We start from the raw sequence: 25,866 nt of genomic DNA, 5'->3' as shown, positions 1-25,866 counted from the left end.
CCCTCCGGACGGGGAAGGAAGACAGGGCTGGCCCGAAGTGGGTTTTTCCCGGTTATTGCTCCAGGATATACTGGACCATCAGATCGTCGTATTTTTCATAGGCCAGGCGCATGCTCCGCCGGGCATGGAGCAAAAGGAGCTCTTTGGCGAGGCTCTGAGAGCTGTGGCGGGCGTAATCCGAGGACTGGGAAACCATGGGCCGCAGGACGGGCTCCACACCCAGACGCCTCAGTTCCTCCGTATCCACCCGGATGGGTTCGGCGCCTTCCGCCTCGTAGCGCTCCCGGAGCTTTGCCGGGACGGGGGCGGAATTGGCGAGGCACAGATCGAAGAGGCCTTCCCGGGAATGGGCGAAGACGGCCTTCACATGATCGGAGGCGGTATAGCCCTCGGTCTCCCCTTCCTGGGTCATGATGTTCAGGATCAGGACCTTGAGGGCATGGGAAGCGGTCACCGCGTCCGCGATCCCTTCCACCAGGAGGTTCGGGATGATGCTGGTGTAGAGACTCCCCGGCCCGAAGAGGATCATGTCCGCGGAAAGGATGGCCTCCACGGCGGCGGGAAGAGCGGGCGGCCCCTCGGGCACCAGGCGCACCCGCAGGATACGGCAGTCCTGGGCCTTTTTAAAACGGAAGATCTTGGATTCACCCAAAACCTTGGTGTGATTTTCAAACTCCGCCTCGATATTCACGTTGGCCGTGGTGACGGGAAGGACGCGCCCGGTCACGGCCAGCACCTCTCCCATCCGGCTGACGGCCGTGTCAAAGGAGGGGGAAATGCCGTTGAGGGCGGCGAGGAACAGGTTCCCGAAGCTCTGGCCGGCCAGAACCCCCTCGGTAAAGCGGTAATTGAGCAGCTTTTCCATGGTGGGCTCGGTATTGGAAAGGGCGAGAATGCAGTTTCGTATGTCCCCGGGAGGCAGCATGCCCAGTTCCTGGCGCAGGACGCCGGATCCGCCGCCGTCGTCCGCCACGGTGACGACGGCCGTTATGTTCTCCGTATACCGCTTCAATCCGCGGAGCATGGTGGCAAGACCGTTCCCGCCGCCGACGGCGACGATGCGGGGACCCGCCCGGCGCGCAGCGCCGAACCGGCCGGGGTCTATTTCCTTCTCATCCAGCATGAGAGCCTCCTTGCGACTATTTCAGGGACCGGGTCATGTCCCGGTGGTTTTCCGATGCCTCGTACCCCTTGCGCTTGATAAATTCCGTCAGCGCCCGGGTGATTGCCACGGAGCGGTGCCGCCCCCCTGTGCACCCGACGCCGATGACCAGGGCGGTCTTCCCCTCCTCCACATACAGGGGGAGGAGGAAGCTCAGCATGGACTTGAGATGCTTCATGAAATCGTGGGTCTGGCGGTAGCTGAAGATGAAATCCTCCACCTCTTTCTCGAGGCCGGAAAGGGGCCGCAGGGCCTCGATATAATAGGGGTTGGGGAGAAAACGTACGTCGAAGACCAGGTCGGCCTCCATGGGAACCCCGTATCGGAAGCCGAAGGAAAGGACACTGACGCTCATGGGCACCTGGGACGCGCCCCGGCCGAAAAGCTTGATCACCTCTCCCCGTAGCTTCGCCAGAGAGAGAACTGAGGTGTCTATGATATACTCGGCACGGCTGCGCACGGGCTCAAGGACGACGCGCTCGGTGCGCACCGCTTCCTCCAGAGGAGTTCCCTCGTCGGCAAGGGGGTGCTTTCTCCGGCTTTCCTTGTAGCGGCGGATGATAACGTCCACAGACGCCTCCACGAAGAGGATCTTATAGTCGCAGCCCATTTCCGTCAGGTCGTCCAGTGCCTTGAAAAGCCCCTCGAAGGTGCGTCCGCCCCGGACGTCGGTAACCAGGGCCACCCGATCGTATTTCCCTTTTCCTGCGAGGCAGAGCTCGGCAAATTTCGGGATAAAGACCACGGGCATGTTGTCCACGCAGTAATAACCCAGATCCTCCAGAATGGAGACGGTCTTGCTTTTTCCCGCTCCGGACAGGCCCGAAATGATGAGAAATTCCATGTTTCTACCTCCCCGCCGCCGGCGGGTGATCCAAATCTGTCCCGTCCAGGATTTTGATTTCCGGTTCCAGGGTTACGCCGGAACGGCGGAATACCGTTTCCCGGACCAGGTCCATCAGCCGGAGAACGTCCTCACAGGTGGCTCCGCCCCGGTTTATGATGAATCCGGCGTGCTTCTCGGAGACCTGGGCGCCGCCCACGGCGGTTCCCTTGAGGCCCGCCTCCTGTATCAGGGCGGCGGCAAAATGGCCGGGAGGACGCTTGAAGGCGCTGCCCGCGCTGGGGTATTCCAGGGGCTGGCTCTGGCGTCTGCGGGCGGAGAGCTCCTCCATTTTCCCGCGGATACCTTCCGTATCTCCCGGGGCAAGGCGCAGGACGGCCCCGAGGACCACGCCGCCTCCCCCGGAAAAGACGCTGTGCCGGTATGAAAAGTCCAGCTCCCCTTCCCGAAGGGTCATGAGCTCTCCGGTTTCGGAAAGGGCGCGGACCTCATACACCGCGTCCTTCATTTCCCCGCCGTAGGCCCCCGCGTTCATCACCACGGCGCCTCCCAGGGTGCCTGGGATGCCGTGGGCAAATTCCAGACCTGCAAGACCACAGTCCCGGGCAAAGGAGGCAAGGCGGGAGAGCAGGACCCCCGCGCCCGCCGAGATCTCCGCTTCCCCGGTGCACCGGATGTCCCCCACCCCGTCGAAGGTGCGGATCACAAAGGCGTCCAGCCCCCTGTCGGGAACCAGAAGATTGGTGCCGTTGCCCACCGGGAGAGGATCAATATCCATTTCACGGGCGCAGCGAAAGGCCTCTGACAGCTCTTCCCCCGAACGGGGCAGGGCCACCAGCCTCGCCGGGCCGCCGATGCGGAAGGAGGTCATCCTGGACATAAGAACGTTTTCCTCCAGGGGAATGCCAGGCGCGCGGGTCTTCAGTTTTTCGGCCAGGGCCGCCACCCAGTCCATATGAATCCTCCAAACAATAGCTTTCATTGGTTTTTATGCCGCCGGGGCGGCTCTTATACCCCGAATTTGTTTCCGTTCCGGCCGGGAAAGGCTCCGGAGCCGCGATAGGCCACGCGGCCTAAAAACGCAGCGCCGATCATGCCGGCCTTATCCCCAAGCTCCGCCCTGACGATCTCGGTCTGGGGGACTTCCTTGCTGTACCGCTCCCGTTCCACAATCCGGCGGATGGGAAAGAGAAACGACTCGTCCGCCTCGTTGCTGACGCCTCCGCCCAGGCAGAGGATCTCGGGCTGAAAAATATTCACCAGGTTGACAACGCCGGCCCCCAAAAACCGGATGTATTCCTCCGTCACCCGCCGGGCCGCTTCGTCCCCTTCCCTGGCGGCGAGGAAGGCCGTCCTGCCCCCCGCTCCCTCCAGGGTGCCGCCGGATAGACGCCACATGAGGCTTTCCGGACTGCGCTCCATCTCCTCCCGGGTCAGGGCCTTGAGGCCGGTGGCCGAGGCGTAGGTTTCCCAGCAGCCTCTGCGCCCGCAGGTGCAGAGCCTGCCGCCGGTTTCGATCACCATATGGCCCACTTCCGTGCCGGCGCCGTTAAAGCCGGTGAAAATCCTGCCGTCTATGAGAACGCCGGCTCCGATCCCGGTGCCTATGGTGAGGACCAAGGCGCTTTCCCGCCCGCGGGCGGCGCCGCAGAAGACCTCGCCCAGAAGGGCGCAGTTGGCGTCGTTGTCCAGAAGGACGGGAATGTTCCAGCCGCTCTGAAAGAGCTTACGGACGGGGGTGTTTAAAAAGGGCAGGTTGCAGGTATAGATGATGACGCCCGAAGCCCTGTCCACCGTACCGGGAATCCCCATGCCCACCCATTCGACCTGCTCGCGGGAGGCGCCGCCCGCCTCCAGGACCTCCAGGGCGACCGCCAGGATATCCGAAACAATGGCTTCGGGCCCGAGAGAAGGGTTGACCTTCCGTTTGGAGGAGGCAAGCAGCCGCCCCTCCTGATCCACGAGGCCGGCGGCCAGATTGGTGCCGCCCACGTCAATGCCGATATACAAAACAGTCTCACTCCTCCGGCCGCAGGACGGGGTCCCGGCCCCGGTTCCCCGCCGGAGGGCCGCTATTTCCCTTCCTTTTCGGCGCTCAAAGTCTGATCAAAGTGCCGGTTGATCTGCTGGGTGAATTCCTGGGCGGCGTTGAAGCCCAGTTTCTTGTGGCGGTTGTTCATGGCGGCCACCTCGATGATCACCGCCAGGTTTCGCCCGGGCTTGACCGGGACGGTGAGGGAGGGAACCTTGATATCCAGGATGGTGGTATAGAGGTTTTCAAGGCCCAGCCGGTCGTAGATGGCCCCGTCCCTCCACTGCTCCAAATTAATCACGAGATCGATCTGCTGGGAGGGCTTGATGGCACTCATTCCGAAGAGGCGCCGCACGTCGATGACCCCGATGCCCCTGAGCTCGATGTAGTGCCGGATCAGCTCCGGCGCGGTGCCCACCAGAGAGCGGGAAGTCACTTTCTTGATTTCCACGGCGTCGTCGGCGATGAGCCGGTGACCGCGCTTTACCAGTTCGATGGCGGTTTCGCTCTTGCCGACGCCGCTCTCCCCCAGGATGAGGATGCCCTCGCCGTAAACCTCCACCAGAACCCCGTGCCGGGTGATACGGGGGGCCAGGTAGCCCCGGAGACTTGCAATGACGGTGCTCATGAACTCGGAGGTGGTATCCTTGGTGCGCAGCACGGTCTTGTCGTACTTTTCGGCCATTGCCAGACACTCGGGAAAGGGTTCCATCCCCCGGGAGATGACAAGGGCCGGGATGTCCCAGGACAAAAGACGCTCGAAGCTCTCGGAGCGCTGGGCCGGGGACATGCCCTCCAGATAGGTGGTCTCCACCTTCCCGATCACCTGAAGCCGCTTGGGATCGAAGTAATCGAAGAAGCCGGCCAGCTGAAGACCGGGGCGGTTCACATCCGCGGTGGTGAGGACCTGCTTTTCCATTTTTTCGCCCGCTCGGATGATCTCGAGATTGAACTCGTCGATCACCTGACGGAGCCTGACGCTGTACGGACTGTCCATAGGGAGCACCCCGCCTCTCTTTTGTATGGGAAGACAAGATCGTGAGGAGGTTGTCTTCGCTATCCAATTTATTATATACAGGAATCCGCTTTTTCGCAACACCCCAGCGTATTCCGAATTGTCGCCGCCAGCGCATCCGGCAAGCACTGGAACACGAATGGAGAAAGAAAATTCTTCTTGCTTTTTGCAGTTTGTTCTGATATGATACTTAGTGCTGTCGGAAGACAGCGGAAAATCGTCTCACGCGGGGAGGTGCAGCAAATGGCCAGATGCGAGTATTGCGACAAGGGCGTTTCTTTCGGGATCAAGGTCTCCCATTCCCACCGGCGTTCCAACCGGACCTGGATGCCCAATGTGAAACGGGTCAAGGCTATCGTGAACGGAAGTCCCAAGCATGTGTACGTTTGTACCCGGTGCCTCCGCTCCGGTAAGGTGCAGCGCGCGGTATAACGGAATATTCAAAGTATGGCCCTCCGGCTTTTGCCGGAGGGTTTTTATTTTTCGACACCTCCGTCTTTTTCTTTCTTTGCCGAACGCAGCCTTATGGCGGCATCACCCGGAGAAGAGGGGCGGCATATAATGCAGTACCGGCCAAGGATGCCGGGGAATGTGAGGAAAATAGAAATGGACGACAGACAAGAAATCAAAAAAGACGTTACCTGCGGAACCGTTAATCAGTATTATAATATCATCTGTGAAAACAAGCGCGAGGAGAAAAAAGAACCGGAGAAGAAGCCCGAGAAGCCCTGCTGCTTCCCCTGCTGCTGCTGCTGCTGCTGCTTCCCCTGCTGCGCATCCCAGCCGATGAAAGAGCCGGAGAAGAAGCCCGAGAAACCCTGCTGTTTCCCCTGTTGCGGTGGCAATGGATGGGCTGACGGCGGCAAAGATACGAACTGGGCATAATTCAGCATAAGCTAAGATATTTTCTATTACAATAAACTGAATACGAAGCCGCCTTGTCTTCAGATAAGGCGGCTTCGTATTTTTTACTGCAACGGACGAATGATATCGGGTTTTCGTCGGGTAATTGCGATAATTATTCCTGAATCGGGTGGCAAATATCATTTTTCCGCATACCATGGGGTGAAACTCAAAGGGAAAGGAAGGATCGTTTGGCAGAGCAGATTTTTTACCTTCCGCGGGTCGTTATGGAGGGCGGAGCCACGGCATACGCAAAGGTCCGGGGCGGGAGCGCCTATCCCCGCGTGCAGGGCGAGGTATTTTTCTATCCCTTCCAGGAAGGGAGTCTGGTACTGACCAGCATTGAGGGGCTGCCGCCCGGGCGGTTTCTTGGGTTCCACGTCCACGAGACGGGAAAGTGCGAGACCGCAAAAGGAGATGCCGGCGATTTTGCCAGCGCCGGGGGGCACTTCAATCCCAAAAACGAACTGCACCCCAACCACGCCGGAGACCTCCCGGTCCTCCTGTCAAACGACGGCTTCGCCTACAGCCTGGTATACACCGAGCGCTTCACTCCCGCTCAGGTGCTGGGACGGAGCGTGGTGATCCACGCCATGCCGGACAATTACAGGAGCCAGCCCTCTGGGGATTCGGGAGACAGGATTGCCTGCGGGGTCGTAGAAAAGACCACGCCCGCGCGGAAATGAGCATGGACCGGGAGACGGTTCTCCGACTCCCGGTCCTCCTCTGAAATATTATGTAAACCGAATGGACTTCTCGCGGCACAAGCGCGCCTTTGGTTCCCCGGCGTGCGGGGATGCCGCGAGGGATCCCCGGCAAAAAACTGCAGCGCCCGAAGGACATGCAGCAGTTCCTTCGGGCGCCTGACGTTTCAATTCGGTTCAGGTCCAGCTGTCCTCGATCTCGTGCTTGCGGGAGCGGGTCATGAGCTCCTGGAGAACGGTTTCAGGGCGGCTTCCTTGATACAGAACGCGGTAGGCGCCCAAAGAGATGGGCATTTCCACATTGTAGCGTTCGGAGAGAGATTTGGCCACTTCGGCGGCAAAATAGCCTTCCACCACTGCGCCGATGCGGCGCACCGCCTCGGCGGGCTCCACGCCCTGGCCGATAAGAATGCCGGCGCGGCGGTTCCGGGAGTGCATGGAGGTGCAGGTGACGATGAGATCCCCCACGCCGGCAAGGCCCGCGAAGGTTTCCCTGCGCCCGCCCATAGCCGCGCCCAGGCGGGCAATCTCGGCGAGGCCCCGGGTCATGAGCATGGCCTTGGTATTGTCCCCGCAGTTCATCCCGTCGCAGACGCCGCTGCACAGGGCAATGACGTTCTTGAGAGCGGCGCCCAGCTCCACCCCGACGATATCAGGGCTGGCGTAAACCCGGAAGCGGGGGCACATGAAGACGTCCTGGACAAATTCGGCCGCCTTCCTGTCTACCGAGGCGGCCACGCAGCCGGTGGGAACTCCCCGTCCCACTTCCTCGGCGTGGGAGGGGCCGGAAAGAGCCACCATGGGGTGCCCTTCCCCGGTTTCCTGCGCGATCACCTGGGACAGGCGGAGCATGCTGCCCTTCTCAATTCCCTTGGAGACGGAAACCAGGACGGCATCGGGCGCCAGGTGCGGCGCCGCCTTTTTTGCCGTTTGACGCACCGCGAAGGAAGGAGCGGCAAAGACCACGACCGCGGAATCGGAAATTTCGGTTATATCGGAGGTAATCTCCAGATCTTTGGACAGGGGTACGCCGGACAGAAGCGGATTTTCCCCGGAGGAGCGAAGACGCTCCTCCTCCTCAGGGAAAGCGGACCATAGGCGCACCTTGTGGCCGTTTTCCAGAAGCAGAAGGGACAGGGCCGTGCCCCACCCACCGCTGCCGAGAACGGATATATTCATTCAGCATCACCTTTTTCCGCCGTATTTCGGCCCGGGGCCGGAAATAAATACAGTCCGTATTCAGGGGGATTTCTTTCTGCGGAAGGAAAAGCGGCTCTCGGTGCCGTTTTTAATGCGGGTAAGATTGCCCCGGTGCATAAAAATGAGCATGGCGCTGCACAAAACGGTCATGAAGGTATAAAAGGGGCTGTGCCAGAAAAACCAGGCGGCAAAGGGAAAGAACACGGCCGCCATGATGGAGCCGAGGGATATGTACCGGGTCAGAACGACCATGACGAGAAAGGCGATAATCACCACGGCGAAGATCCTCAGATCGATGAGGGCAACCAGAGTGCCGCCGGAGAGGACGCCCTTGCCCCCCTTAAAGCCGAAGAAAACCGGGAAGGTGTGCCCCAGCATGACGAAAAAGCAGGCCAGAAATTCCCCGCCCACGGCGAAGCCCAGAGAACCCATGAGCCAGCGGCCGAAGAAATAGGCCAGGACCGCCTTGAGGATATCCCCCAGAAGGACCAGGGCAGTGAGGCCGCCGCCGAAGCTGCGGTAAAAATTCGTAAGGCCGGCATTGCCGCTGCCGTGACTGCGGATGTCGTTTTTCAGGATGTATTTGGAGACGATGATGGAGCCGTTGAAGCAGCCCAGCAGATAGGACACCACGGCCACAATCAGAGCGTACAGATACAGTGTCTGCATACCTCTTCCCCTTTTCTGAAGGTTATTCCGCCTCTCCCCTGCGCCGCACCTTCATGCGGATGGGGGTCCCTTCCAGACCGAAGACGCCGCGGATCTGGTTTTCCAGATACCGCTGATAGGAAAAATGGAACAGCTCCGGATCGTTGACGAAAACCACGAAATTTGGGGGCTTCACGCCCGTCTGGGTCATATAGTAGATTTTCAGACGCTTCCCCTTGTCGCTGGGGGGCTGGACCCGGGCGGTGGCGTCGGCCAGGACGTCGTTGAGCATGCCGGTGGTGATGCGCATGGAGCTCTGGTCGTTGACATAGTTGATGAGTTCGAAAAGCCTGTCTACCCTGCGGCCGGTTTTTGCCGAAATGAAAAGGACGGGGGCGTAGGTCATAAAGGGCAGATCCCGCCGGATATCCTCCCGGGCGCGGTCCATGGTGTGATCGTCCTTTTCCACCGTGTCCCACTTGTTGACGACGATGACGGCGGCCTTGCCGGAATCGTGGACAATCCCCGCGATCTTGGTGTCCTGCTCGGTGACGCCCTCCCCGGCGTCGATCATCACAAGGCAGACGTCCGCCCGGTCGATGGCCATGGTGGCCCGGAGGACGCTGTAGCGCTCTATGCTGTCATCCACCCGGGATTTTTTCCGCATTCCGGCGGTATCGATGAAGAGGTATTTTCCCGTTTTGTTTTCAAAAAAGGAGTCCACCGCGTCCCGGGTGGTTCCGGGCGTGTCGCTGACGATGACCCGCTCTTCCCCAAGGATGCGGTTTACCAGAGAGGACTTGCCCACGTTGGGTTTTCCCACCAGGGCAACCTTGATCACATCCTCTTCCGAGTCCTCTTCCTTTTCCGGAGGGAAGCGGGAGACGCAGGCGTCCAGGATATCCCCGGTGCCGTGCCCGTGAAGGGCGGAGACCGGATAGGGGTCCCCCAGGCCCAGGTTGTAAAATTCGTAGATCTCCGGGTCGGTAGGGCCGGTGGAGTCCATCTTGTTTACCGCCAGGATCACCGGCTTTTTGGAACGGAGGAGGATATTTGCCACTTCTCTGTCGGAAGCGGTGAGCCCCGTGCGGATATCGGTGAGAAAGAGAATGACGTCGGCACTCTCGATGGCGATTTCCGCCTGGCGGCGCATGAAGGACAAAAGCTCGTCGCCGGACTCCGGTTCGATGCCCCCGGTGTCCACCAGGGTAAAGCGCCTCCCGTTCCAGTCGGTTTCGGCGTAAAGCCTGTCCCGCGTGACCCCGGGGGTATCCTCCACGATGGAGAGCCTTCGGCCCACCAGTTTATTGAAGAGCATGGACTTGCCCACATTGGGCCGGCCCACGATGGCGACTATGGGATTTGGCATTGGGGATCACCTCCCGGGATTTTATCCGGTTTAAATTTCAAATAAAGCCTTTGCCAGAGCCCCCCCGTCCGTCTGCACGGAAAGGACCGGAACGCCCAGGGCGCTGGACGCTTCCTCCGGGGTCACATCGTCTAAAAAGACGTCTCCCCCGTGGCGCAGCATGACCGCAGGAATGAGAAGACGCCCGCCCAGGTCCCGCCCGGATAGCTGGGAGATGAGATCCCCGCCGGTGACAAGTCCGGCCACGTCAATGGTCTCGCCGAAAAAGCGGTTCACCACGGGCAGGATCCGGCAATCAACAGTATGACAGCTTCCGGCGGCCAGGTCAACCAGTCTTTTCAAAAAGGGGGCGGCGGCAACGCCGGTGGCGACGGAGCAGGGACGGCACACGGCGGAAGGAGGAATTTCCTCCAGAGCCGCCAGAAACTCCGCTTCCAGCAGGCGGAGCATGCCCACGCCGTTTTCCAGCTGGGGATAGTCCTCATAGTATTCCTCCGGCGGGAGGGACAAATTCGCCTTGAGGTAAAGCTCGTCCGCGCAGAAAAAGACGCGGGAACCGAAACGGGAAAGGCAGGCTTCCCCGAATAAATCCACCTGACGGACCGCCTCGGCCGCCTCTTCCCTTCCGAAAGGCCGGAGAGGATACAGACCCTCCCTGTGCTTCGTAAGGCCCACGGGGACGACGGAGACGCTGGCGACTTCGGGATAGAGGGCGGCAAGCTCCTCCATGGTGCGGGAGAGTTCTTCCCTGTCGTTGAGACCAGGGCAGAGGACGATCTGGCAGTTCATGACGATTCCGGCCGCGGCAAGAGCGCGCATGCGTTCCATGCCCTCCGCGCCTCTGGGGTTTCCCAGCATACTGGCCCGGAGCTCGGGATTCGCAGCGTGGACGGAAACGTTGATGGGGCTGATGCGCAGGTCGATAATCCGCTTCAGCTCCCGGGAGGAGAGATTCGTGAGGGTGATGTAATTTCCCATGAGAAAGGACAGACGGGCGTCGTCGTCCTTAAAATACAGGGTTTCCCGCATGCCGGGAGGAAGCTGGTCCACAAAGCAGAAGACGCATTTGTTGGCGCAGGAGCGGGCTTTGTCCATAAGATAGGTTTCAAACTCAAGCCCCGGGTCTGCCCCCTCGCTCTTGCGGAGCCGGACGCGGCGCACGCGGCCCTCCCCGTCCTCCAGCTCCAGCTCGAGGCGGGGATCGTAGGCGTAGAACCGATAATCCAGCACGTCGGCAATCCGGTGCCCGTTGACGGAAAGAAGGCGCTCCCCCGGACGGACGCCGGAGCAGTGGGCCGGACTGCCGTGTGCAACTTTTTTGATGATCGCGCCGATGGGAGGTCTCCCCTTTCACCGGTTGAGGCCCTTGAGCCCGTTTTCTTTTACAAGGATATATGATGGGAGGGAAAAAAGCAAGAATCTGAATTTGCAAATGGCTTGATAGAGGTATGATATGTTTTTCGAGGGTTTGGACGAGAGCTGCGCGCTCCCCGCTGGGGGTAACTTTTCCTGCATAGGAAAAGTTACCAAAAGGATGCCAAAAGGCTTCGGCCTCTTGGATCTCCATGGGGAGGGTGCTCCTGTTGGTGCGCTTAATGACAGATTGACTATCGGCAGTTTCGAACGCACGGACAGCTCTGTGGCAGGAGGTCTGTTTTTCTGCCCGCGACCGGAGCTCCACGGGTTTGAGTCTGTGGGACTCATTGGGTCTGCGAAAACGTAGCTTGTGCGACGTTTGAGAAGATTCTCATTCTGGCGCACCTTTTTCGGCCGCTTTTCCCGGCGAGTGGAAAAAGGAACCCCCGCCGGAGGCGCGTAATACCTGTTCTTATAAAGCTTCTCTAAAGAAGATTTATTATGAATGGTTTGGACGGGAGCTGCGCGCTCCCCGCTGGGGGTAACTTTTTGTTTCTGCAAAAAGTCACCAAAAACAGACCAAGAGGCTTCGGCCTCTTGGAACTCATGGGAGAGTGCTTCTGTGGGTGCTCTTAATAACGGATTGACTATCGGCAGTTTCGAGCGCACGGAAAGCTCAGTATCCATAAGCCTATTTTCAGCCCGCGATGGGGACTCTATAAGGTTTGGCCTGTGGGGCTCATTGGGTCTGCGAAAACCGAGTCTGTGCGACGTTTCACAGGATGGGCCTTTTTCAAGGCTTCCCGGTTTATAAGAGATTATAAAAAAAGTTTTAAAGCTTGGTTAATATATTATGTTAACCTGTTGACGGAGATGAGCAGGGGAAAATAAAAAAGCTCCGCAGAAAAGCAAAGAGGAGGACTTCTCCTCCTCCGTTTCCTGCTTGCTTTTTACTTTGCGCTGTTTGCCTTGGATTCCGCAACGACCAGGATCTCACGGCCGTTATAGGTTCCGCAGGCCTTGCACGCCCTGTGGGGCATACGGTAGGCTCCGCATTTGGGGCAGGTTACGACACCCGGAGTCTCGAGCTTCCAGTGGGAACTGCGCCTTTTATCGCGCCGGGTTTTGGATGTTTTTCTCTTGGGGACCGCCATTCGGTGACACCTCCTTGGTTATAACCGCCCCAGAGGGCAATTGTTATCATATTCAGGAAATCCGGCCAATCCGCCGGAAAAGAAAATTACTGCTTGTTCAGAAGCTGGTTGAGGACCGCCAGACGGGGATCGGGTTCGGGCCTGCAGCTGCAGGGCCCCTCGTTGAGATCCTTGCCGCATTTGGGGCACAGACCCTGACAGTCTTCGGAGCAGAGGTTTTTCGTCTCCATCTCCAGAATGATCGCAGAGGTCACAAGGTCGCTCACATCCACCGTATCAGATTTCAGAAGGACAATGTCGCCTTCTTTCTCTCCGGAAAGCTCGCTTGCCAGGATCAGATTGAGCTTCGTATGCTGAGGACGGGAGAATTCCTTGAGACACCGGTCGCACACGCAGTGGAGATTGGTGTCCGCCTCGGCGGTCAAAACAAGAACGCCGGCGGAGTTTCTCACTTCGCCGGAGACCTGTACCGGTTCAGCGACAGGACAGTATCCGGAAAATTCAAGGTCGGATAAATCCAGCTTATACCGAAACGGGATCCTGCCGCCGGGATTTGTGAGAATTTCGCTTAAATTCAGACGCATGATCCACCTCGCACAATGGTACAGAGGGTATTATAGTGGAAAAAGGATTGATTGTCAAATACTTTCTGCCATGCTGCAATAGCCGCTTTTCAGAATAGCAACCCGGTGCGGAAAAGTCAATAGCCGGCGGGAAATTTCCTTTCCTTTGAATTTTAATGCGCGCAGGGGTATTCTATGGTATGATGTATCCGCAATTGTTCCCAGGATGACGGACACGGAGGCGAAGGCATGAGAGAGTTCACGGCGGGAAAAAACGACGCGGAGCGCAGGCTGGACCGGTTCTGCCTGCAGGCGGCCCCCCGGCTGCCCTCGGGACTCGCGCAGAAATACATCCGCCTGGGACGGATCAAGGTAAACGGAAGACCCGCCCGGGGAGACACCCGTCTTGCGGAAGGAGACCGGGTGCAGATGTATTTAAACGACGAGCTGTTTGAGACACCAGGAGCCGAGGAGGCCTGGCGCCGGGTAAAGGAACCGCGCCTGTCCGTCCTGTATGAGGACGATAATATCCTGCTGGCGGATAAAAAACCGGGCGTTTCGGTCCACGCCGACGAGGAGGAAACGGTAAACACCCTCATTTCCCATATCCAGGCCTATCTTTATCACAAAGGCGAATGGGACCCCGCCAAAGAAAACTCCTTCTCCCCCGCCCTGTGCAACCGCATCGACCGGAACACCGGGGGAATCGTCATCGCCGCCAAGAACGCCCCGGCCCTGCGCATCCTCAACGAGAAGATCCGGGACAGGGAGATCCTGAAGTTTTACCTTTGCATCATCCACGGCAGCATGGAGCCGCAGGAGGGGACTCTGGAAGGGTTTCTCCTCAAGGACGAGGGGAAAAAGCAGGTTACCGTGCGAAGGGCCCCGTTCCCCGGGGCGCGGAAGGCGATCACCCGGTACCGGACACTGAAAACGGAGGGCGGGCTTTCCCTTCTGGAGTGCGAACTGGTTACCGGGCGGACCCACCAGATCCGGGCCCAGTTCGCCGCCGAGGGGCATCCCCTGCTGGGAGACGGGAAATACGGCATTCAGGCCAAGGACAGGCCCTACGGGCGGAAATACCAGGCCCTGTATTCCTACAAGCTCGCCTTCGCCTTCCGATCCGACGCGGGGATTTTAAACTACCTGAAGGGCGCGTTTTTCCGGGTACAAGATGTGGATTTTGTAAAGGAATATTTTACAACGGGGACTGGCAAATAATTGTTGACTTTCCCGGTATTTTAATGTATATTTCATTCTTGATTACTGCTGATTCCGACAAGAACGGCGGTGCCACAAGCAGGAAAAAAACGGATTATCGTGCTTAACCGGGGTTTTTCTGAAATTATCAAAAAATTATGCGGAATTTCACGGATATTTGGAGATAACGCGTGATTCGTTGAGAAAATACCTTCACCCAGCCCGCCGGGTGGCCCGGACGAGGAAAACGGGCGAAATCGCCGGCAGGACTGCGGGGGCGGAGGAAGCGCTCCCTTTCAATTTTATCGGGAAACGGGGGAGGATACATGTCCAAGGAACTCATCCGCCTGGAAAACTGCGTCATGGAGTTCGACGGCGAGATTGTTCTCAATTCCATCAATCTCAGCATCAAGGATAAGGAATTTTTAACGCTGCTGGGTCCCTCCGGCTGCGGAAAGACCACCACGCTCCGGATTATCGGCGGATTTGAGAGGCCGACCCGGGGCGACGTTTGGTTTGACGACGTAAGAATCAACGACGTACCGCCCCATAAGCGCCGGGTCAACACGGTGTTTCAGCGGTACGCTCTTTTTACGCACATGAACGTGTTTGAAAACGTGGCCTTCGGGCTGCGGATTTCCAGGACCCCTGAGGCGGAGATCCGCCGCCGGGTGGCCCAGATGCTGGAGCTCGTGAACCTGCCGGGGTATGAAAAGCGGCAGGTCAATTCCCTTTCCGGCGGGCAGCAGCAGCGGGTGGCCATCGCCAGGGCCATCGTGAACAACCCCCACGTACTGCTTCTGGACGAACCCCTGGGAGCCCTGGATCTGAAGCTGCGCAAGGAGATGCAGACCGAGCTCAAGCGGATCCAGCAGCAGGTGGGGATCACCTTCGTATACGTCACCCACGACCAGGAAGAGGCGCTTACCATGAGCGACACCGTGGTGGTGATGAACCAGGGGAACATCCTCCAGGTAGGCACCCCCGTGGATATCTACAACGAGCCGCAGAACGCCTTCGTTGCAAGCTTCATCGGAGAGAGCAACATCATCGGGGGAATTATGAACAAGGACAGGCTGGTGACCTTTTCCCACCAGCAGTTTGACTGCGTGGACTCCGGCTTCGCCCCCGACGAGCCGGTGGACGTGGTGATCCGGCCGGAGGACCTGCAGGTGGTCGCCCCCGAGGAGGGGCAGATCCGGGGGATCATACGGTCGGTGGTCTTCAAGGGCGTCCACTACGAGATGATGGTGGAAAACTCCTCTTTTACCTGGATGGTCCATTCCACCTACCAGCGGCAGGTGGGCCAGGCGGTGGGGCTGCGCCTCACGCCGGACGACATCCACATCATGCACAAATCATAGGGGGTGTGAGGATGAAAGCGCGGTATATTTCCGTCCCCTATGTGATCTGGATGGCGCTTTTCGTAATCGCCCCTCTGATCCTGGTGGTGATCTTCGCATTTACCTCCGAGGCGGGAGGGTTCACCCTGGAGCACTTCGCAAGGATGAGCCGGTATGTGGGCATCTTTGCAAACTCTCTGTTTCTGGCCCTTGTGGCCACCGCCATCTGCTTCGCCGCGGGATACCCGGTGGCCTATATCCTGGCCCGGAAGGAATCGGTCTTCCGGAGGGTGGGCATGCTCCTTATCATGCTGCCCATGTGGATGAATTTTCTGCTGCGCACCTATGCGTGGATGTCCCTTCTGGAGGACAACGGACTCATCAACCGGTTCCTCACCTTTCTGGGCCTTCCCGGCATCAGCGTCATCAACACCGACGGCGCCGTGGTGATCGGTATGGTGTATAACTTCCTGCCCTTCATGATTTTACCGATTTTCTCCGTCATTGAAAAAATCGATCGGAGGACCATCGAGGCGGCCCAGGACCTGGGGGCCAATTCTCTGGTGGTGTTCCGGCGGATCATCTTCCCTCTCAGCCTTCCGGGGGTGCTGTCGGGGATCACCATGGTTTTCGTTCCCTCGGTGAGCACCTTCGTCATCTCCCGGCTTTTGGGCGGAGGAAAGACGCTGCTTCTGGGCGATCTCATTGAGATGCAGTTTTTCGGCAACGCCTACAACCCCTACCTGGGCTCGGCCATCTCTTTAGTGATGATGGTCATCGTGATGGTCTCCATCGCCATCATGAACCGGTTCGGCGAGGGTGAGGAAGGAGCGATGCTGCTGTGATCAGAAAGCAGGCGGAGAGCATTGCCTCGTCCATCGCCCGCCGGGTGAGCGGAGCTTTCGGCAACGTTTACACGGGACTCATCTTCTTTTTCCTCTACGCGCCCATCGCGGTGCTCATCATTTTTTCCTTCAACGCCTCCAAAAGCCGCACCATCTGGGCGGGCTTCACGCTGGACTGGTATATTAAACTTTTTCAGGACTCGGGAATCATGGACGCCTTCGGCACCACCATTCTCGTTTCCGTCCTGGCCGCCGCCATCTCCACCGTGGCGGGAACCGTCGCGGCGGTGGGCCTGCAGAACCTTCGCAGGCGGCCAAGGAGCATCCTAATGGCGGTGAACAACATCCCCATCACCAATGCGGATATCATAACCGGCGTATCTTTGATGCTGCTTTTCGTCTCGGCGGGAAAGCTCATGGGCTTTACCCTGGGGTTCGGGACCCTTCTCATGGCCCATATTACTTTCGATCTGCCCTATGTGATCCTCTCGGTGACACCCAAGCTGCGGCAGCTGGACAAGCACACCTTCGAGGCGGCACAGGACCTGGGGGCGACCCCCTTCCAGGCGTTCCGTAAGGTGATCCTGCCGGAGATCCGCCCCGGGGTGGTCAACGGCCTCATCATCGCCTTCACCATGTCCATCGACGATTTTGTGATCAGCTATTTTACCGCAGGTTCCCGGGTGGAAACTTTGGCCATGGCCATCTATTCCATGACGAGAAAACGCATCAACCCCGAAATCAACGCCCTGTCCACCATCCTCTTCGTCTCGGTTCTCACCCTTCTTATCATCGTGAACGTCCGGCAGGCAAGGCAGGAGCGGCTGGCGGAGGCGGCGATGCTCAAACCGCCGGAAGAAGAGGTTTAAAAGTTTAATAACAGGATTAAAATTCCCAGTGGACCCAGTCCCGGGCCCTCCGGCACTTCGAAGGATCGCGGCCACGCCGCTTACCATCTTAACAGGAAAGGGGATCATACTAAATTGAAAAAAAGAAACGCCGCTTCCATGGCACTGGTTCTGGCGCTGACGCTGGTTCTGGGTGTTCTGGGGACGGGCTGCGGAGCCACCACGCAGGAAAAGCGGGAGGTAAACGTTTACAACTGGGGCGAATACATCGACACGGACGTCCTTACGCAGTTTGAAAAGGAGACGGGCATCAAGGTCAACTACAAGACCTATCCCACCAACGAAGCCCTTTACTCCTCTTTAAAAAGCGGCGGAGTCAGCTACGACGTAATCATTCCTTCGGACTATATGATCTCCAGGATGATCCAGGAGGACATGCTGGATAAGATCGATTTCAAAAACGTGCCCAACGCCGACAAGGTGGACGAGGTCTACCGGAATCCGGAATACGATCCAACCGGAGAATACAGCGTACCCTACATGTGGGGGACCGTGGGCATCATTTACGACACAAAGGTTGTAACCGAGCCTGTCACCAGCTGGAGCATCCTCTTTAACGAAAAATACAGCGGCAAGATCCTGATGTTCGACAACTCCAGGGACGCCATCGGCATTGCCCTCAAATACCTGGGCTATTCCTACAACACCACCGACAAAGACCAGATCAAGGAAGCGGTGGACCTTCTTGTCCAGCAAAAGCCTCTGGTCCAGGCCTACGTGATGGACCAGATCTTTGAAAAGCTCACCGGCGGCGAGGCGGCCATCGGGCCCTACTACGCAGGAGACGCCGTCACCATGATGGAGGAGAACCCCGACCTCGCCTTCTGCCTGCCCTCCGAGGGTTCCAACATCTTCGTGGACGCCATGTGCATCCCCAAGGGAGCCGCAAACAAGGAGGAGGCCGAGGAATTCATCAACTTCATGTGCCGGGGAGACATCTCGGCGGCCAACTGCCAGGTGACCGGCTATTCCACCCCCATCGGCGAGGCGTACGACCTGCTGCCGGAGGATATGAGAGACAACACCGTCATGTACCCCGACAAGGAGACCCTCGCCAAGTGCGAGACCTATACCAACCTGCCCCAGGACATCCTGGACTTCTACGACGAGGAATGGGTCCGGCTGATGACGGACTAACGGCCCGATATTCGCCCGATATAAAAGCGCGCCCCAGAATCGGGGCGCGCTTTTGTTTTATCTGCTTAACAGCAGTTTCAGAGAATCTGAAAACAGGAAGCTGTTTAGCCCCTGCTTCTGAAGGCGAGAGCGCGGAATTCCGGCAGTTTAAAAATTCCCTACATCTGCGGATGCTCTACAAAACCGATTCCGATCGCGCCCGGACCTGAGTGAGCACCTACGATAATCCCCAGATCGCCGTCATATATGTGACCGGCGAAATTCGTTCTTTCTCTGAGATAGCGGATGATATAGCCAGCGTCTTCCTGACATCTTGCGTTTTGAATAATGATGATCAGCTTATTCACGTCAATCATTCTTGAAACCGCCGTATCGATCATGGCTTTCAGCGAATGCTTCCGTCCCCTTACCGCTTTGATGGGACGGACCACACCGTTTACGAATTCGCATATGGGCCGAATGTCGATCAGTCTTCCAAGAAAAGCAGCCGCTCCTCCGATCCGGCCCCCGGACTTCATATATTTCAAGCTGTTAACGACAAAAAGCGTGCTTGCATTTGTAATCATCTTATAGATTGTCTCAACAATATCCCCGAATTCCCCGCCGCTGTCGATCATTTTGGCGATCCCGATTTCCAGCGCAGCCTGTCCGCAGGCACAGGTATTGGAATTGATCACTTCCATTTGGATATCCTGATTCGTTTCTTTAAATATTTCTTTCGCGGAGACGGCCGTCTGGAAGCTTGAGGAGAGTTTGGAGGAAATCGTTGTTACGATAAATTTCTTAATGCCCTTTGCGTACTGCTCCTCAAACACGGTCAGCCAGTCATAAATATTGGGACAGGATGTCGTCGGGACCTCGTCGGGGTATTCTTCCATATGCCTGTAAAACTCGTCTATTTTATAATCAACATTTTCCCGGTAGAAATCGGGATTATTGAATTTAAAATAAAACGGAACCTCTCTGATCCTGTATTGTTCGATAAAGCTTCGCGGCAGATTCCCTGATGAATCAACAATCTGGCATATCGTATCGCTCATATATCCGCCTCCGTTTAAATAAACCGTTTCTACACACGGTTAGCGTTTTTTCTTTCTATTCAACAATACGCTTAAATGCAGCAAAGATAAAGATATTTCCTGAAAACGCAGGAAAATTTCTGTAACCGGAAAAAACCCGCACGCGCCGGAACCGGATGTTCCGTGAGCGAGCGGGTTTTTACGCAGGCGATTTTCCTCGGTTCCTTTGCCTTGCCCTATACGAGCATGCAGTTGCTGCCGGGCTTCTGCTTGCAGATCTTTTTCAGTTCGGACATCTTCTGGGACAATTCGTATGCCGTGTTGTACCGATTTCCCGGAACCACCACAACAGAGATGGACAAGAGGGGGAAATCCTCCTCGATGCCGTGACGGTTTTTAGTTGTTATGTAACCTTTAGTCAGGTCGTTTTTATTATAATACTGAAAGACGGACCGGTCGAACTGCTCTATGATACTCCGGCATATCTCCTCGACATGGTTTCCGTTTACCACCGCGATGAAATCGTCCCCGCCGATATGGCCGATAAAGTCTCTCTCCTCGGAGATGTTCGTGCGCAGGATCTGGGTGAAGCACCGGATGAACTTGTCGCCGTTTTCAAACCCGTAGACGTCGTTGTACGCTTTGAAATTGTCGATGTCGAAATATATGATATGACACCGGGCGGAGGAACCGACGCACTCCTCCAGTTTTTTTTCAATCATAACGTTACCGGGAAGCTCGGAGAGCGGATTTAAATGCTTTGCGTTGTTGACCTCGATCTGAATGGTTTTTTCCAGAAGATCTTTCACCGTTACGATGCCGTGGTACTTCCCTTCCCGGGTCACCGCGATAAAATCATACAGGTGCTCGTACTCCCGGCCCATGGCCTTTTTAGAGACGGTTTCGATGCTTTCATGGCAATCCACCTGTAAAAATTCCTTGCTCATGATTTTCTCGGCCGGTTTGCGGGAATACAGCGAGTAACCGTATTTGCCGGACAGGCGCCGGTACAATTCGGCGCGGGTGATCACGCCGATGATGGTTTCCTCCTCCGTAACGCATACCCCGGAGAGAGAAGGATCCTTCTCCATGCTTTCAAACACCTGGGAAATCAGGATTTTCGGATGGATCGTCCTCTGGGGAGTGGAAATATTGCTGACATACAGATCCGAGGGCTTTCTGTCAAGAAGATGGTTTTTCTTCCGATTGGCCTCTTTGATTGAATAAAGTACTTCGGCACCCAGGGGGAGAATAATGGGGTCCGGCCTCTGCAGATAATAGCCCTGGCCGTAGTGCACGCCGATATCGATAAGTTTCAGAAGCTCACTTTTTGTCTCGATCCCTTCCGCTATGAGAACGGTGTTCGTGAGGGTGGCAAATTCCGCGAAACTCCGGATGAGCGCCTGGCGGAGCACGTCTTTGTCGATGTCACGGATGAGGTTCATATCGAGCTTTATGTAGTGGGGATGGATATCGGTGATAAGATTGAGGCCGGAATATCCGGCGCCCGCGTCGTCGATGGCGATTTTATAAAACTGCTTTTTATAATTGTCGATGGTGCAGATGAAATCCGACGTATTTTTGATAAGGCCCTTTTCCGTGATTTCAAAGACGATGTTTTCGGGGTCCATGTTATATTGCTTCAGAAACTGCTTGGTGAATCCCTGCTGAAATTTCACGTCGTGGATCACCTGGGGATTCACGTTCAAAAACAATTTCAGCGGGGTGTTCAGGCGAAATGCCGTCTCGATCGCCGTTACGCGGCACAGTAGTTCCAGTTCCCAAAGCTTTCCGTATTTTTCCGCGCAGTCGAAGAGCGTCTTAGGACTTTGCAGCGCGCTGTCCGAGGGCCCCCGGCTGAGCGCTTCGTAACCAAATACCGAACCGTCCCGGAGCGAGACGACGGGCTGAAAAACGGTTTTGATCCGTTTGTTTTCCAGCACGTCCATAAACTGCTCTTCCAGCCTGCCGTCATCCGGCATCTTTTCGGTATCGCTCATCTGTCATCCTCTTTTCTTCCGGATGATTTATCTATTTTATTTGTCGTACACAAGCGTAAAATGCTACACAGCATTGAGTAAAATTCCTGTAAAATCAATTCTGCCGCAAGCTTTCCGCCGCTATCTTTTACTTGCGTTTTCCTGATGTTCAGTATACAGTAGTAGACAAAGCATCTGAAAAATACCCAGAAGGAGAGAAGACATGGAAATCAAAGTCGGGACCCGCGGCAAAATGGAAATGACCGTGACGAAAGAGGTGACCGCCAGCGCGGTTGGCTCCGGCGCGGTAGAAGTCTTCGGCACCCCCTTTATGATCGGGATGATGGAGGGAGCAGCCCTCACTTCCCTGCAGCCTTTTCTGGACGAGACCCAGGGCACCGTGGGCACCAATATCAACGTCTCTCATACGGCCCCCACTCCCATCGGGATGAAGGTGTGGGCGGAGTCCGAGGTGACAAACGTCACGGCCGGCGGGAAGATCATCGATTTCAAAGTGACGGCCTACGACGAGATGGGCGTCATCGGCACCGGCACCCACCAGCGGGCCATCATCCGCAACGACGCCTTTTTGAAAAAGGCCGCGGACAAGCTGGCTCAATGGAAAGCCGCGAAATAAAAGGGGTTTGCCCCAATGCGGGAATAATTGTTATGTAAACAAGATTACCGGGAAGCTTCTCAGCTTCCCGGTAATCTTGTTTGTGCAACGCGGAAAACCACCTGCTGAGCCGGCGGAAGAAAAAGGCTTTTGCCGCCTGAATACTCCTCCCTCCGGCGATCAGCCTCCCCTGTTAAAGAGAAGTGTCAGGCGAAGCCTGACGGAGGGATTCGGGATAAAACAGGAAAGATCAAGTAAGGAGGTTATCTTGCCAATCAGAATCCCACCACCGCTGAAGCGGCCCCCCTCCCTTTGACAAGGGCGGTACCCTTACAAGGCAAGAGCAAACCGCCGGCTAAGCCGGCGGTTTTTATTCTTTCAGATTCACATCATAATGCCCTGTCCCCCAGCCTGTGATATTCATAAAAGAACGGCACTTCCGGCAGGCTCAATCCAATCGGGAAAATCAGCTCTCCCGGTCGGTCTCCCGGCGGGGCTTGAGGTTTCCGATCTTTTGGCTTCTCCGGTCCAGCTCGGCGAGGACCTCGTCCACGGACACGCCCCGCTGGGCCAGCATCACCAGAAGATGATAGAGAAGATCGGACGTCTCGGAGACCAGCTCCGAGGGATCCCCGTTTTTGGCGGCGATGATGGTTTCGGCGCTCTCCTCCCCCACTTTTTTTAGGATCTTGTCGAGGCCGGCGGAAAAAAGATAGGAGGTATAAGAGCCTTCGGCGGGAGTCTCCTGCCGGAGCCGGATGACCCGGTACAGGTCCTGAAGGGTGTCGTTCATGGCGGTTCCTTTCCGCCCGCGAGACGCGGGCCGGAGATTTTCAGGTGATTGCATGCCGGGATGACGGAAGGGTTCAACCGCCGAATTCGGCGGCGATCCTGAAAAAGCAGCTTTGGTTCCCGGTGTGGCAGGTGGGGCCGTCGGGACGGCAGAGGAGAAGCAGAGTGTCCTCGTCGCAGTCCACCAGGATTTTTTCCACATGAAGAAAATTGCCGGAAGTCTCCCCTTTGTTCCAGAGGGCCCTGCGGCTGCGGCTCCAGAACCAGGCGGTACCCGTTTCCAGGGTCTTTTCCACCGCTTCCCTGTCGGAAAAGCCCAGCATGAGGACCTCGCGGGTCCTGGAATCCTGGACGATCACCGGGATCAGGGGTCCTTTCTGAAAGAGTGAGTCGATTTTAAACTCGTATTTCATATTCTTACCTCACCGGGATGTTTTGTGTTTTCAAATAGTCCTTCACCTGAGGGACGGTAAGCTCTCCGAAGTGGAAAAGCGAGGCGGCAAGAGCCGCGTCGGCCCCGGTTTTCTCAAAAACCTCGGCGAAATGCGGAAGGCTCCCGCAGCCTCCGGAGGCGATGACAGGGATGCGCAGCGTTTCGGTGACGGCCCGGAGCATGGGAAGGTCGAAGCCCGCCTTCGTACCGTCGGTGTCCATGGAGGTGAGGAGGATCTCCCCCGCGCCCAGGCGCTCGGCTTCGGCGACCCACTCCAGAAGATCCAGGCCCGTTGGCACCCTTCCCCCGCTCACCACGATTTCCCAGCCGCCGTCCCCCCTGGCCCTGGCGTCCGCCGCCAGGACGACGCATTGGCTGCCGAAGCGCTCGGCCGCCCGGGAAATGAGCGCTTTATCGGCGACAGCGGCGGAATTGACGGAGATTTTATCGGCTCCGGCCCGCAGCAGCTCCTGGAAATCTTCCACGGTGCGGATGCCGCCCCCCACGGTTAGGGGAACGAAAACCTGCTCCGCCGTCCGGCGCACCACGTCAGCCACGGTCCGCCGCGCCTCATGGGTTGCGGTGATATCCAGAAAGACGATCTCGTCGGCTCCCTGGTCGCTGTAATACTTCGCCAGTTCCACGGGGTCCCCGGCGTCCCGGATATTCACGAAGTTCACGCCCTTGACCACCCGGCCGCCGTGAACGTCCAGGCAGGGGATGATTCGCTTGGCTAGCACTGTTCCCCCGCCTCCCTTACGGCTTCTTTCAGGTCGATGGTACCGGCATACAAGGCCTTTCCGATGATGGCCCCGTCCATGCCCAGGTCCCGCAGACGGCGCACGTCCTCCAAGGTGGTGACGCCGCCGCTGGCGATAAGATTACAGTAGGTGGAGCGGCGCAGGGCGGCCAGGCGCTCGTAGGAGGGCCCGGAGAGCATCCCGTCGGTGTCTATGTCGGTGAATATGATGGTCTTCACGCCGAAGGACTCCATGATCCGGGCGAAGCGGTGATAATCCAGCCCCGCGTCTTCCGTCCAGCCGGCTGTGCGGACCATGCCGTCCTTGGCGTCGATGCCCACGGCGATACGGTCTTTGTAACGCACGACGGCGGCCCGGAGAAATTCGGGATCGTTTACCGCGGCGGAGCCCAGGACCATGCGATATACTCCCATGGCGTCCGCCCTTTCCAGGGCTTCCATGGAGCGAAGGCCGCCTCCCAGTTCCACCTGGAGGCCGCTTTTTTCGGCCACGGCCCGGACCAGGGCGCCGTTTTTCCCCACGCCGTCCTTCGCCCCGTCCAGGTCCACCATATGGACCATTTTCGCTCCGGCGGCGGCGAAACCCAGAGCGGCCTCCACGGCGTCATCCGCCACCCGGTGCACGGTGCCGAAATCCCCCTTGTTCAGGCGGACGCAGGCCCCGTCTTTCAAATCTATGGCAGGAAGGATTTTCATCGGTTCATCTCCCCGAAATTCTTCAAAATGGCGAGCCCCGCCTCGCCGCTCTTTTCCGGATGGAACTGGCAGCCGAAGACGTTTCCACGGGCGACGGCGGCCACCACCCGGGTCCCGTAATCGGTGACGGCGGTGACATCCTCTTTTTTCGCGGGAAAGGCGCAGTAGCTGTGAACAAAATATACGTAGGTTCCCTGAGGGATACCTTGGAAGAGAGGCGAAGGAGTCTCAAAGGAAAGGCTGTTCCAGCCGATCTGGGGCAGCTTGAGAGAGGTTTCGATCTTCCGGACCGGACCCTCCACGAGGCCGAGGCCCCGGCAGGGGCGCACCTCGTCGCTCTCCTCCAGAAGAAGCTGCATCCCCAGGCAGATGCCCAGAAGGGGCTTTTTTTGAGCTTCGGCGGCGATCACGCCGTCGAGCCCGGCTCTTCGCAGGGAGTCCGCCGCGTCCGGAAAGGCGCCCACGCCGGGAAGGATGATCCGGGAGGCGAGAGCCAGGCGCTTCGGGTCCCCGGTGATCTCGCTTTCATAGCCCAGGTAGCGCAGGGCGTTGGTGACGCTCAGGAGGTTTCCCACGCCATAATCCACCACGGCGGTAAAATCGGACATTTACAGGACTCCCTTCGTGGAAGTAATGCCGCCGCCCTCCACCCGGAGGGCTTCCTTCAGGCAGAGGCCCAAAGACTTGAAGAGGGCCTCGGTGACGTGGTGGGCGTTCCCGCCGTAAAGGGCCGTCTGGTGCAGCGTCAGCTCCGCGCCAAAGGCAAGCGCCCGCATGAATTCGACGGTAAGGCAGGACTCGTATTCCCCGATGCGCTCCTGGGGCATGGGGGCGTCAAAGACCAGAAAAGGCCGGCCGGAAAAATCCAGGACCGTACGGCAGAGAGCCTCGTCCATGGGAACGTAGGAGGATGCGAAGCGGCGGATGCCCGCCTTGTCCCCCAAGGCTTCCTTCAGGCAGCGGCCCAGGACGATCCCCGCATCCTCCACGGTGTGATGCCCGTCCACATTAAGATCGCCCCGGACGGTGAGCTCCATGCCGAAGCCCGCGTAAAAGGCCAGGGCAGTGAGCATGTGGTCGAAAAAGCCGATGCCGGTGCTCACGGAAATCTCTCCCCCGTCCAGGCAGAGACCCAGGGAAATTTCCGTTTCCTTGGTAGCGCGGGTAAGCTTCGAGGTTCGTTTCATA

General features: G+C 57.7%; 28 protein-coding genes. 8 read left to right on the top strand and 20 right to left on the bottom strand.

The genetic code is table 11. The annotated features are described in order from the left end of the window. Positions 1-52 precede the first annotated feature (52 nt). The 5 genes from B9A13_RS01035 to hprK all read right to left on the bottom strand — a co-directional run bounded on the left by B9A13_RS01035 (position 53) and on the right by hprK (position 5,035). Complete coding sequence (locus B9A13_RS01035; RefSeq protein WP_084233178.1) at positions 53-1,123, bottom strand: gluconeogenesis factor YvcK family protein; 1,071 nt, start codon at positions 1,121-1,123, stop codon at positions 53-55. A gap of 16 nt (positions 1,124-1,139) precedes the next feature. Next, on the bottom strand, positions 1,140-2,006 hold the full coding sequence (rapZ, locus tag B9A13_RS01030; protein ID WP_084233177.1) for an RNase adapter RapZ: 867 nt from the start codon (positions 2,004-2,006) through the stop codon (positions 1,140-1,142). Between the two features lie 4 nt (positions 2,007-2,010). After that, positions 2,011-2,961, bottom strand: coding sequence for a UDP-N-acetylmuramate dehydrogenase (gene murB / locus B9A13_RS01025; protein ID WP_084233176.1), 951 nt, complete (start codon positions 2,959-2,961; stop codon positions 2,011-2,013). Positions 2,962-3,014: 53 nt separating this feature from the next. Further along, positions 3,015-4,016 carry an ROK family protein gene (locus B9A13_RS01020; protein ID WP_084233175.1) on the bottom strand — a complete coding sequence of 334 codons (1,002 nt, stop codon included), beginning with the start codon at positions 4,014-4,016 and terminating at the stop codon, positions 3,015-3,017. A gap of 62 nt (positions 4,017-4,078) precedes the next feature. Then, on the bottom strand, positions 4,079-5,035 hold the full coding sequence (hprK, locus tag B9A13_RS01015; protein WP_084233174.1) for an HPr(Ser) kinase/phosphatase: 957 nt from the start codon (positions 5,033-5,035) through the stop codon (positions 4,079-4,081). Between the two features lie 261 nt (positions 5,036-5,296). Here hprK and rpmB point away from each other — a divergent pair, with 261 nt between their 5' ends. After that, a complete protein-coding gene (gene rpmB, locus B9A13_RS01010) occupies positions 5,297-5,485 on the top strand; it encodes a 50S ribosomal protein L28 (RefSeq protein WP_084233173.1) in 189 nt (62 codons plus the stop codon). 102 nt (positions 5,486-5,587) lie between these two features. Here the strand turns inward: rpmB and B9A13_RS13815 are convergent, their stop codons facing one another. Further along, on the bottom strand, positions 5,588-6,115 hold the full coding sequence (locus B9A13_RS13815) for a hypothetical protein (protein ID WP_143806829.1): 528 nt from the start codon (positions 6,113-6,115) through the stop codon (positions 5,588-5,590). A 32-nt stretch (positions 6,116-6,147) separates the two neighbouring features. Here B9A13_RS13815 and B9A13_RS01000 point away from each other — a divergent pair, with 32 nt between their 5' ends. After that, complete coding sequence (locus tag B9A13_RS01000; RefSeq protein ID WP_242942744.1) at positions 6,148-6,642, top strand: superoxide dismutase family protein; 495 nt, start codon at positions 6,148-6,150, stop codon at positions 6,640-6,642. A gap of 195 nt (positions 6,643-6,837) precedes the next feature. Here the strand turns inward: B9A13_RS01000 and B9A13_RS00995 are convergent, their stop codons facing one another. From B9A13_RS00995 to B9A13_RS00965, 6 genes are all read right to left on the bottom strand, one after another. After that, the gene (locus B9A13_RS00995) at positions 6,838-7,839 is read right to left on the bottom strand and encodes an NAD(P)H-dependent glycerol-3-phosphate dehydrogenase (RefSeq protein WP_084233171.1); all 1,002 of its coding nucleotides are present in this window, start codon (positions 7,837-7,839) and stop codon (positions 6,838-6,840) included. A gap of 60 nt (positions 7,840-7,899) precedes the next feature. Next, complete coding sequence (locus B9A13_RS00990; RefSeq protein ID WP_084233170.1) at positions 7,900-8,529, bottom strand: glycerol-3-phosphate acyltransferase; 630 nt, start codon at positions 8,527-8,529, stop codon at positions 7,900-7,902. A gap of 22 nt (positions 8,530-8,551) precedes the next feature. Beyond that, the gene (gene der / locus B9A13_RS00985) at positions 8,552-9,877 is read right to left on the bottom strand and encodes a ribosome biogenesis GTPase Der (RefSeq protein WP_084233169.1); all 1,326 of its coding nucleotides are present in this window, start codon (positions 9,875-9,877) and stop codon (positions 8,552-8,554) included. A 30-nt stretch (positions 9,878-9,907) separates the two neighbouring features. After that, positions 9,908-11,200, bottom strand: coding sequence for a DUF512 domain-containing protein (locus tag B9A13_RS00980; protein WP_242942757.1), 1,293 nt, complete (start codon positions 11,198-11,200; stop codon positions 9,908-9,910). A gap of 983 nt (positions 11,201-12,183) precedes the next feature. Next, entirely contained in the window at positions 12,184-12,387 is a 204-nt protein-coding gene (rpmF, locus tag B9A13_RS00970) for a 50S ribosomal protein L32 (protein WP_084233166.1), read from the bottom strand. A gap of 86 nt (positions 12,388-12,473) precedes the next feature. Next, a complete protein-coding gene (locus B9A13_RS00965; RefSeq protein ID WP_084233165.1) occupies positions 12,474-12,971 on the bottom strand; it encodes a YceD family protein in 498 nt (165 codons plus the stop codon). Positions 12,972-13,199: 228 nt separating this feature from the next. Between B9A13_RS00965 and B9A13_RS00960 the strand changes: the two genes are divergently transcribed. The 5 genes from B9A13_RS00960 to B9A13_RS00940 all read left to right on the top strand — a co-directional run bounded on the left by B9A13_RS00960 (position 13,200) and on the right by B9A13_RS00940 (position 18,383). Then, complete coding sequence (locus B9A13_RS00960) at positions 13,200-14,171, top strand: RluA family pseudouridine synthase (protein ID WP_084233164.1); 972 nt, start codon at positions 13,200-13,202, stop codon at positions 14,169-14,171. 305 nt (positions 14,172-14,476) lie between these two features. Continuing rightward, positions 14,477-15,514: a spermidine/putrescine ABC transporter ATP-binding protein gene (gene potA, locus B9A13_RS00955; RefSeq protein ID WP_084233163.1), complete on the top strand. Its 1,038-nt coding sequence runs from the start codon at positions 14,477-14,479 to the stop codon at positions 15,512-15,514. 11 nt (positions 15,515-15,525) lie between these two features. Then, positions 15,526-16,338: an ABC transporter permease gene (locus B9A13_RS00950; protein ID WP_084233162.1), complete on the top strand. Its 813-nt coding sequence runs from the start codon at positions 15,526-15,528 to the stop codon at positions 16,336-16,338. Positions 16,339-16,382: 44 nt separating this feature from the next. Continuing rightward, positions 16,383-17,207 carry an ABC transporter permease gene (locus B9A13_RS00945; protein WP_143806857.1) on the top strand — a complete coding sequence of 275 codons (825 nt, stop codon included), beginning with the start codon at positions 16,383-16,385 and terminating at the stop codon, positions 17,205-17,207. Positions 17,208-17,321: 114 nt separating this feature from the next. After that, positions 17,322-18,383 (top strand): ABC transporter substrate-binding protein, encoded by a 1,062-nt coding sequence (locus tag B9A13_RS00940; RefSeq protein WP_242942743.1) that lies wholly within the window; start codon positions 17,322-17,324, stop codon positions 18,381-18,383. 158 nt (positions 18,384-18,541) lie between these two features. Here B9A13_RS00940 and B9A13_RS00935 read toward each other — a convergent pair whose 3' ends face one another. Both B9A13_RS00935 and B9A13_RS00930 read right to left on the bottom strand, forming a co-directional pair. Beyond that, on the bottom strand, positions 18,542-19,423 hold the full coding sequence (locus tag B9A13_RS00935; protein WP_084233161.1) for a DegV family protein: 882 nt from the start codon (positions 19,421-19,423) through the stop codon (positions 18,542-18,544). Between the two features lie 215 nt (positions 19,424-19,638). Further along, positions 19,639-21,402 (bottom strand): GGDEF domain-containing protein, encoded by a 1,764-nt coding sequence (locus B9A13_RS00930; protein WP_242942742.1) that lies wholly within the window; start codon positions 21,400-21,402, stop codon positions 19,639-19,641. Between the two features lie 202 nt (positions 21,403-21,604). Here B9A13_RS00930 and B9A13_RS00925 point away from each other — a divergent pair, with 202 nt between their 5' ends. Continuing rightward, positions 21,605-22,018 (top strand): thioesterase family protein, encoded by a 414-nt coding sequence (locus tag B9A13_RS00925; protein WP_084233160.1) that lies wholly within the window; start codon positions 21,605-21,607, stop codon positions 22,016-22,018. A 445-nt stretch (positions 22,019-22,463) separates the two neighbouring features. Here the strand turns inward: B9A13_RS00925 and hisE are convergent, their stop codons facing one another. From hisE to hisB, 6 genes are all read right to left on the bottom strand, one after another. Next, positions 22,464-22,790: a phosphoribosyl-ATP diphosphatase gene (gene hisE / locus B9A13_RS00920; RefSeq protein WP_084233159.1), complete on the bottom strand. Its 327-nt coding sequence runs from the start codon at positions 22,788-22,790 to the stop codon at positions 22,464-22,466. A gap of 73 nt (positions 22,791-22,863) precedes the next feature. Further along, positions 22,864-23,202, bottom strand: coding sequence for a phosphoribosyl-AMP cyclohydrolase (gene hisI, locus B9A13_RS00915; protein WP_084233158.1), 339 nt, complete (start codon positions 23,200-23,202; stop codon positions 22,864-22,866). 4 nt (positions 23,203-23,206) lie between these two features. Continuing rightward, positions 23,207-23,962, bottom strand: coding sequence for an imidazole glycerol phosphate synthase subunit HisF (gene hisF / locus B9A13_RS00910; RefSeq protein ID WP_084233157.1), 756 nt, complete (start codon positions 23,960-23,962; stop codon positions 23,207-23,209). After that, on the bottom strand, positions 23,956-24,678 hold the full coding sequence (hisA, locus tag B9A13_RS00905; protein ID WP_084233156.1) for a 1-(5-phosphoribosyl)-5-[(5-phosphoribosylamino)methylideneamino]imidazole-4-carboxamide isomerase: 723 nt from the start codon (positions 24,676-24,678) through the stop codon (positions 23,956-23,958). Before hisA ends, hisF begins: the two co-directional genes overlap by 7 nt. Further along, entirely contained in the window at positions 24,675-25,286 is a 612-nt protein-coding gene (hisH, locus tag B9A13_RS00900; protein ID WP_084233155.1) for an imidazole glycerol phosphate synthase subunit HisH, read from the bottom strand. The genes hisA and hisH overlap by 4 nt, the downstream gene beginning before the upstream one ends. Further along, positions 25,287-25,865, bottom strand: coding sequence for an imidazoleglycerol-phosphate dehydratase HisB (gene hisB / locus B9A13_RS00895; protein WP_084233154.1), 579 nt, complete (start codon positions 25,863-25,865; stop codon positions 25,287-25,289). It lies immediately after the preceding gene. Position 25,866 lies beyond the last annotated feature (1 nt).

The organism is Papillibacter cinnamivorans DSM 12816, assembly GCF_900176335.1.
In the GTDB taxonomy this organism is placed as follows: domain Bacteria; phylum Bacillota; class Clostridia; order Oscillospirales; family Oscillospiraceae; genus Papillibacter; species Papillibacter cinnamivorans.
The sequence above is the reverse complement of the archived record's forward strand: the minus strand, read 5'-3'. Positions and strand labels throughout refer to the sequence as shown.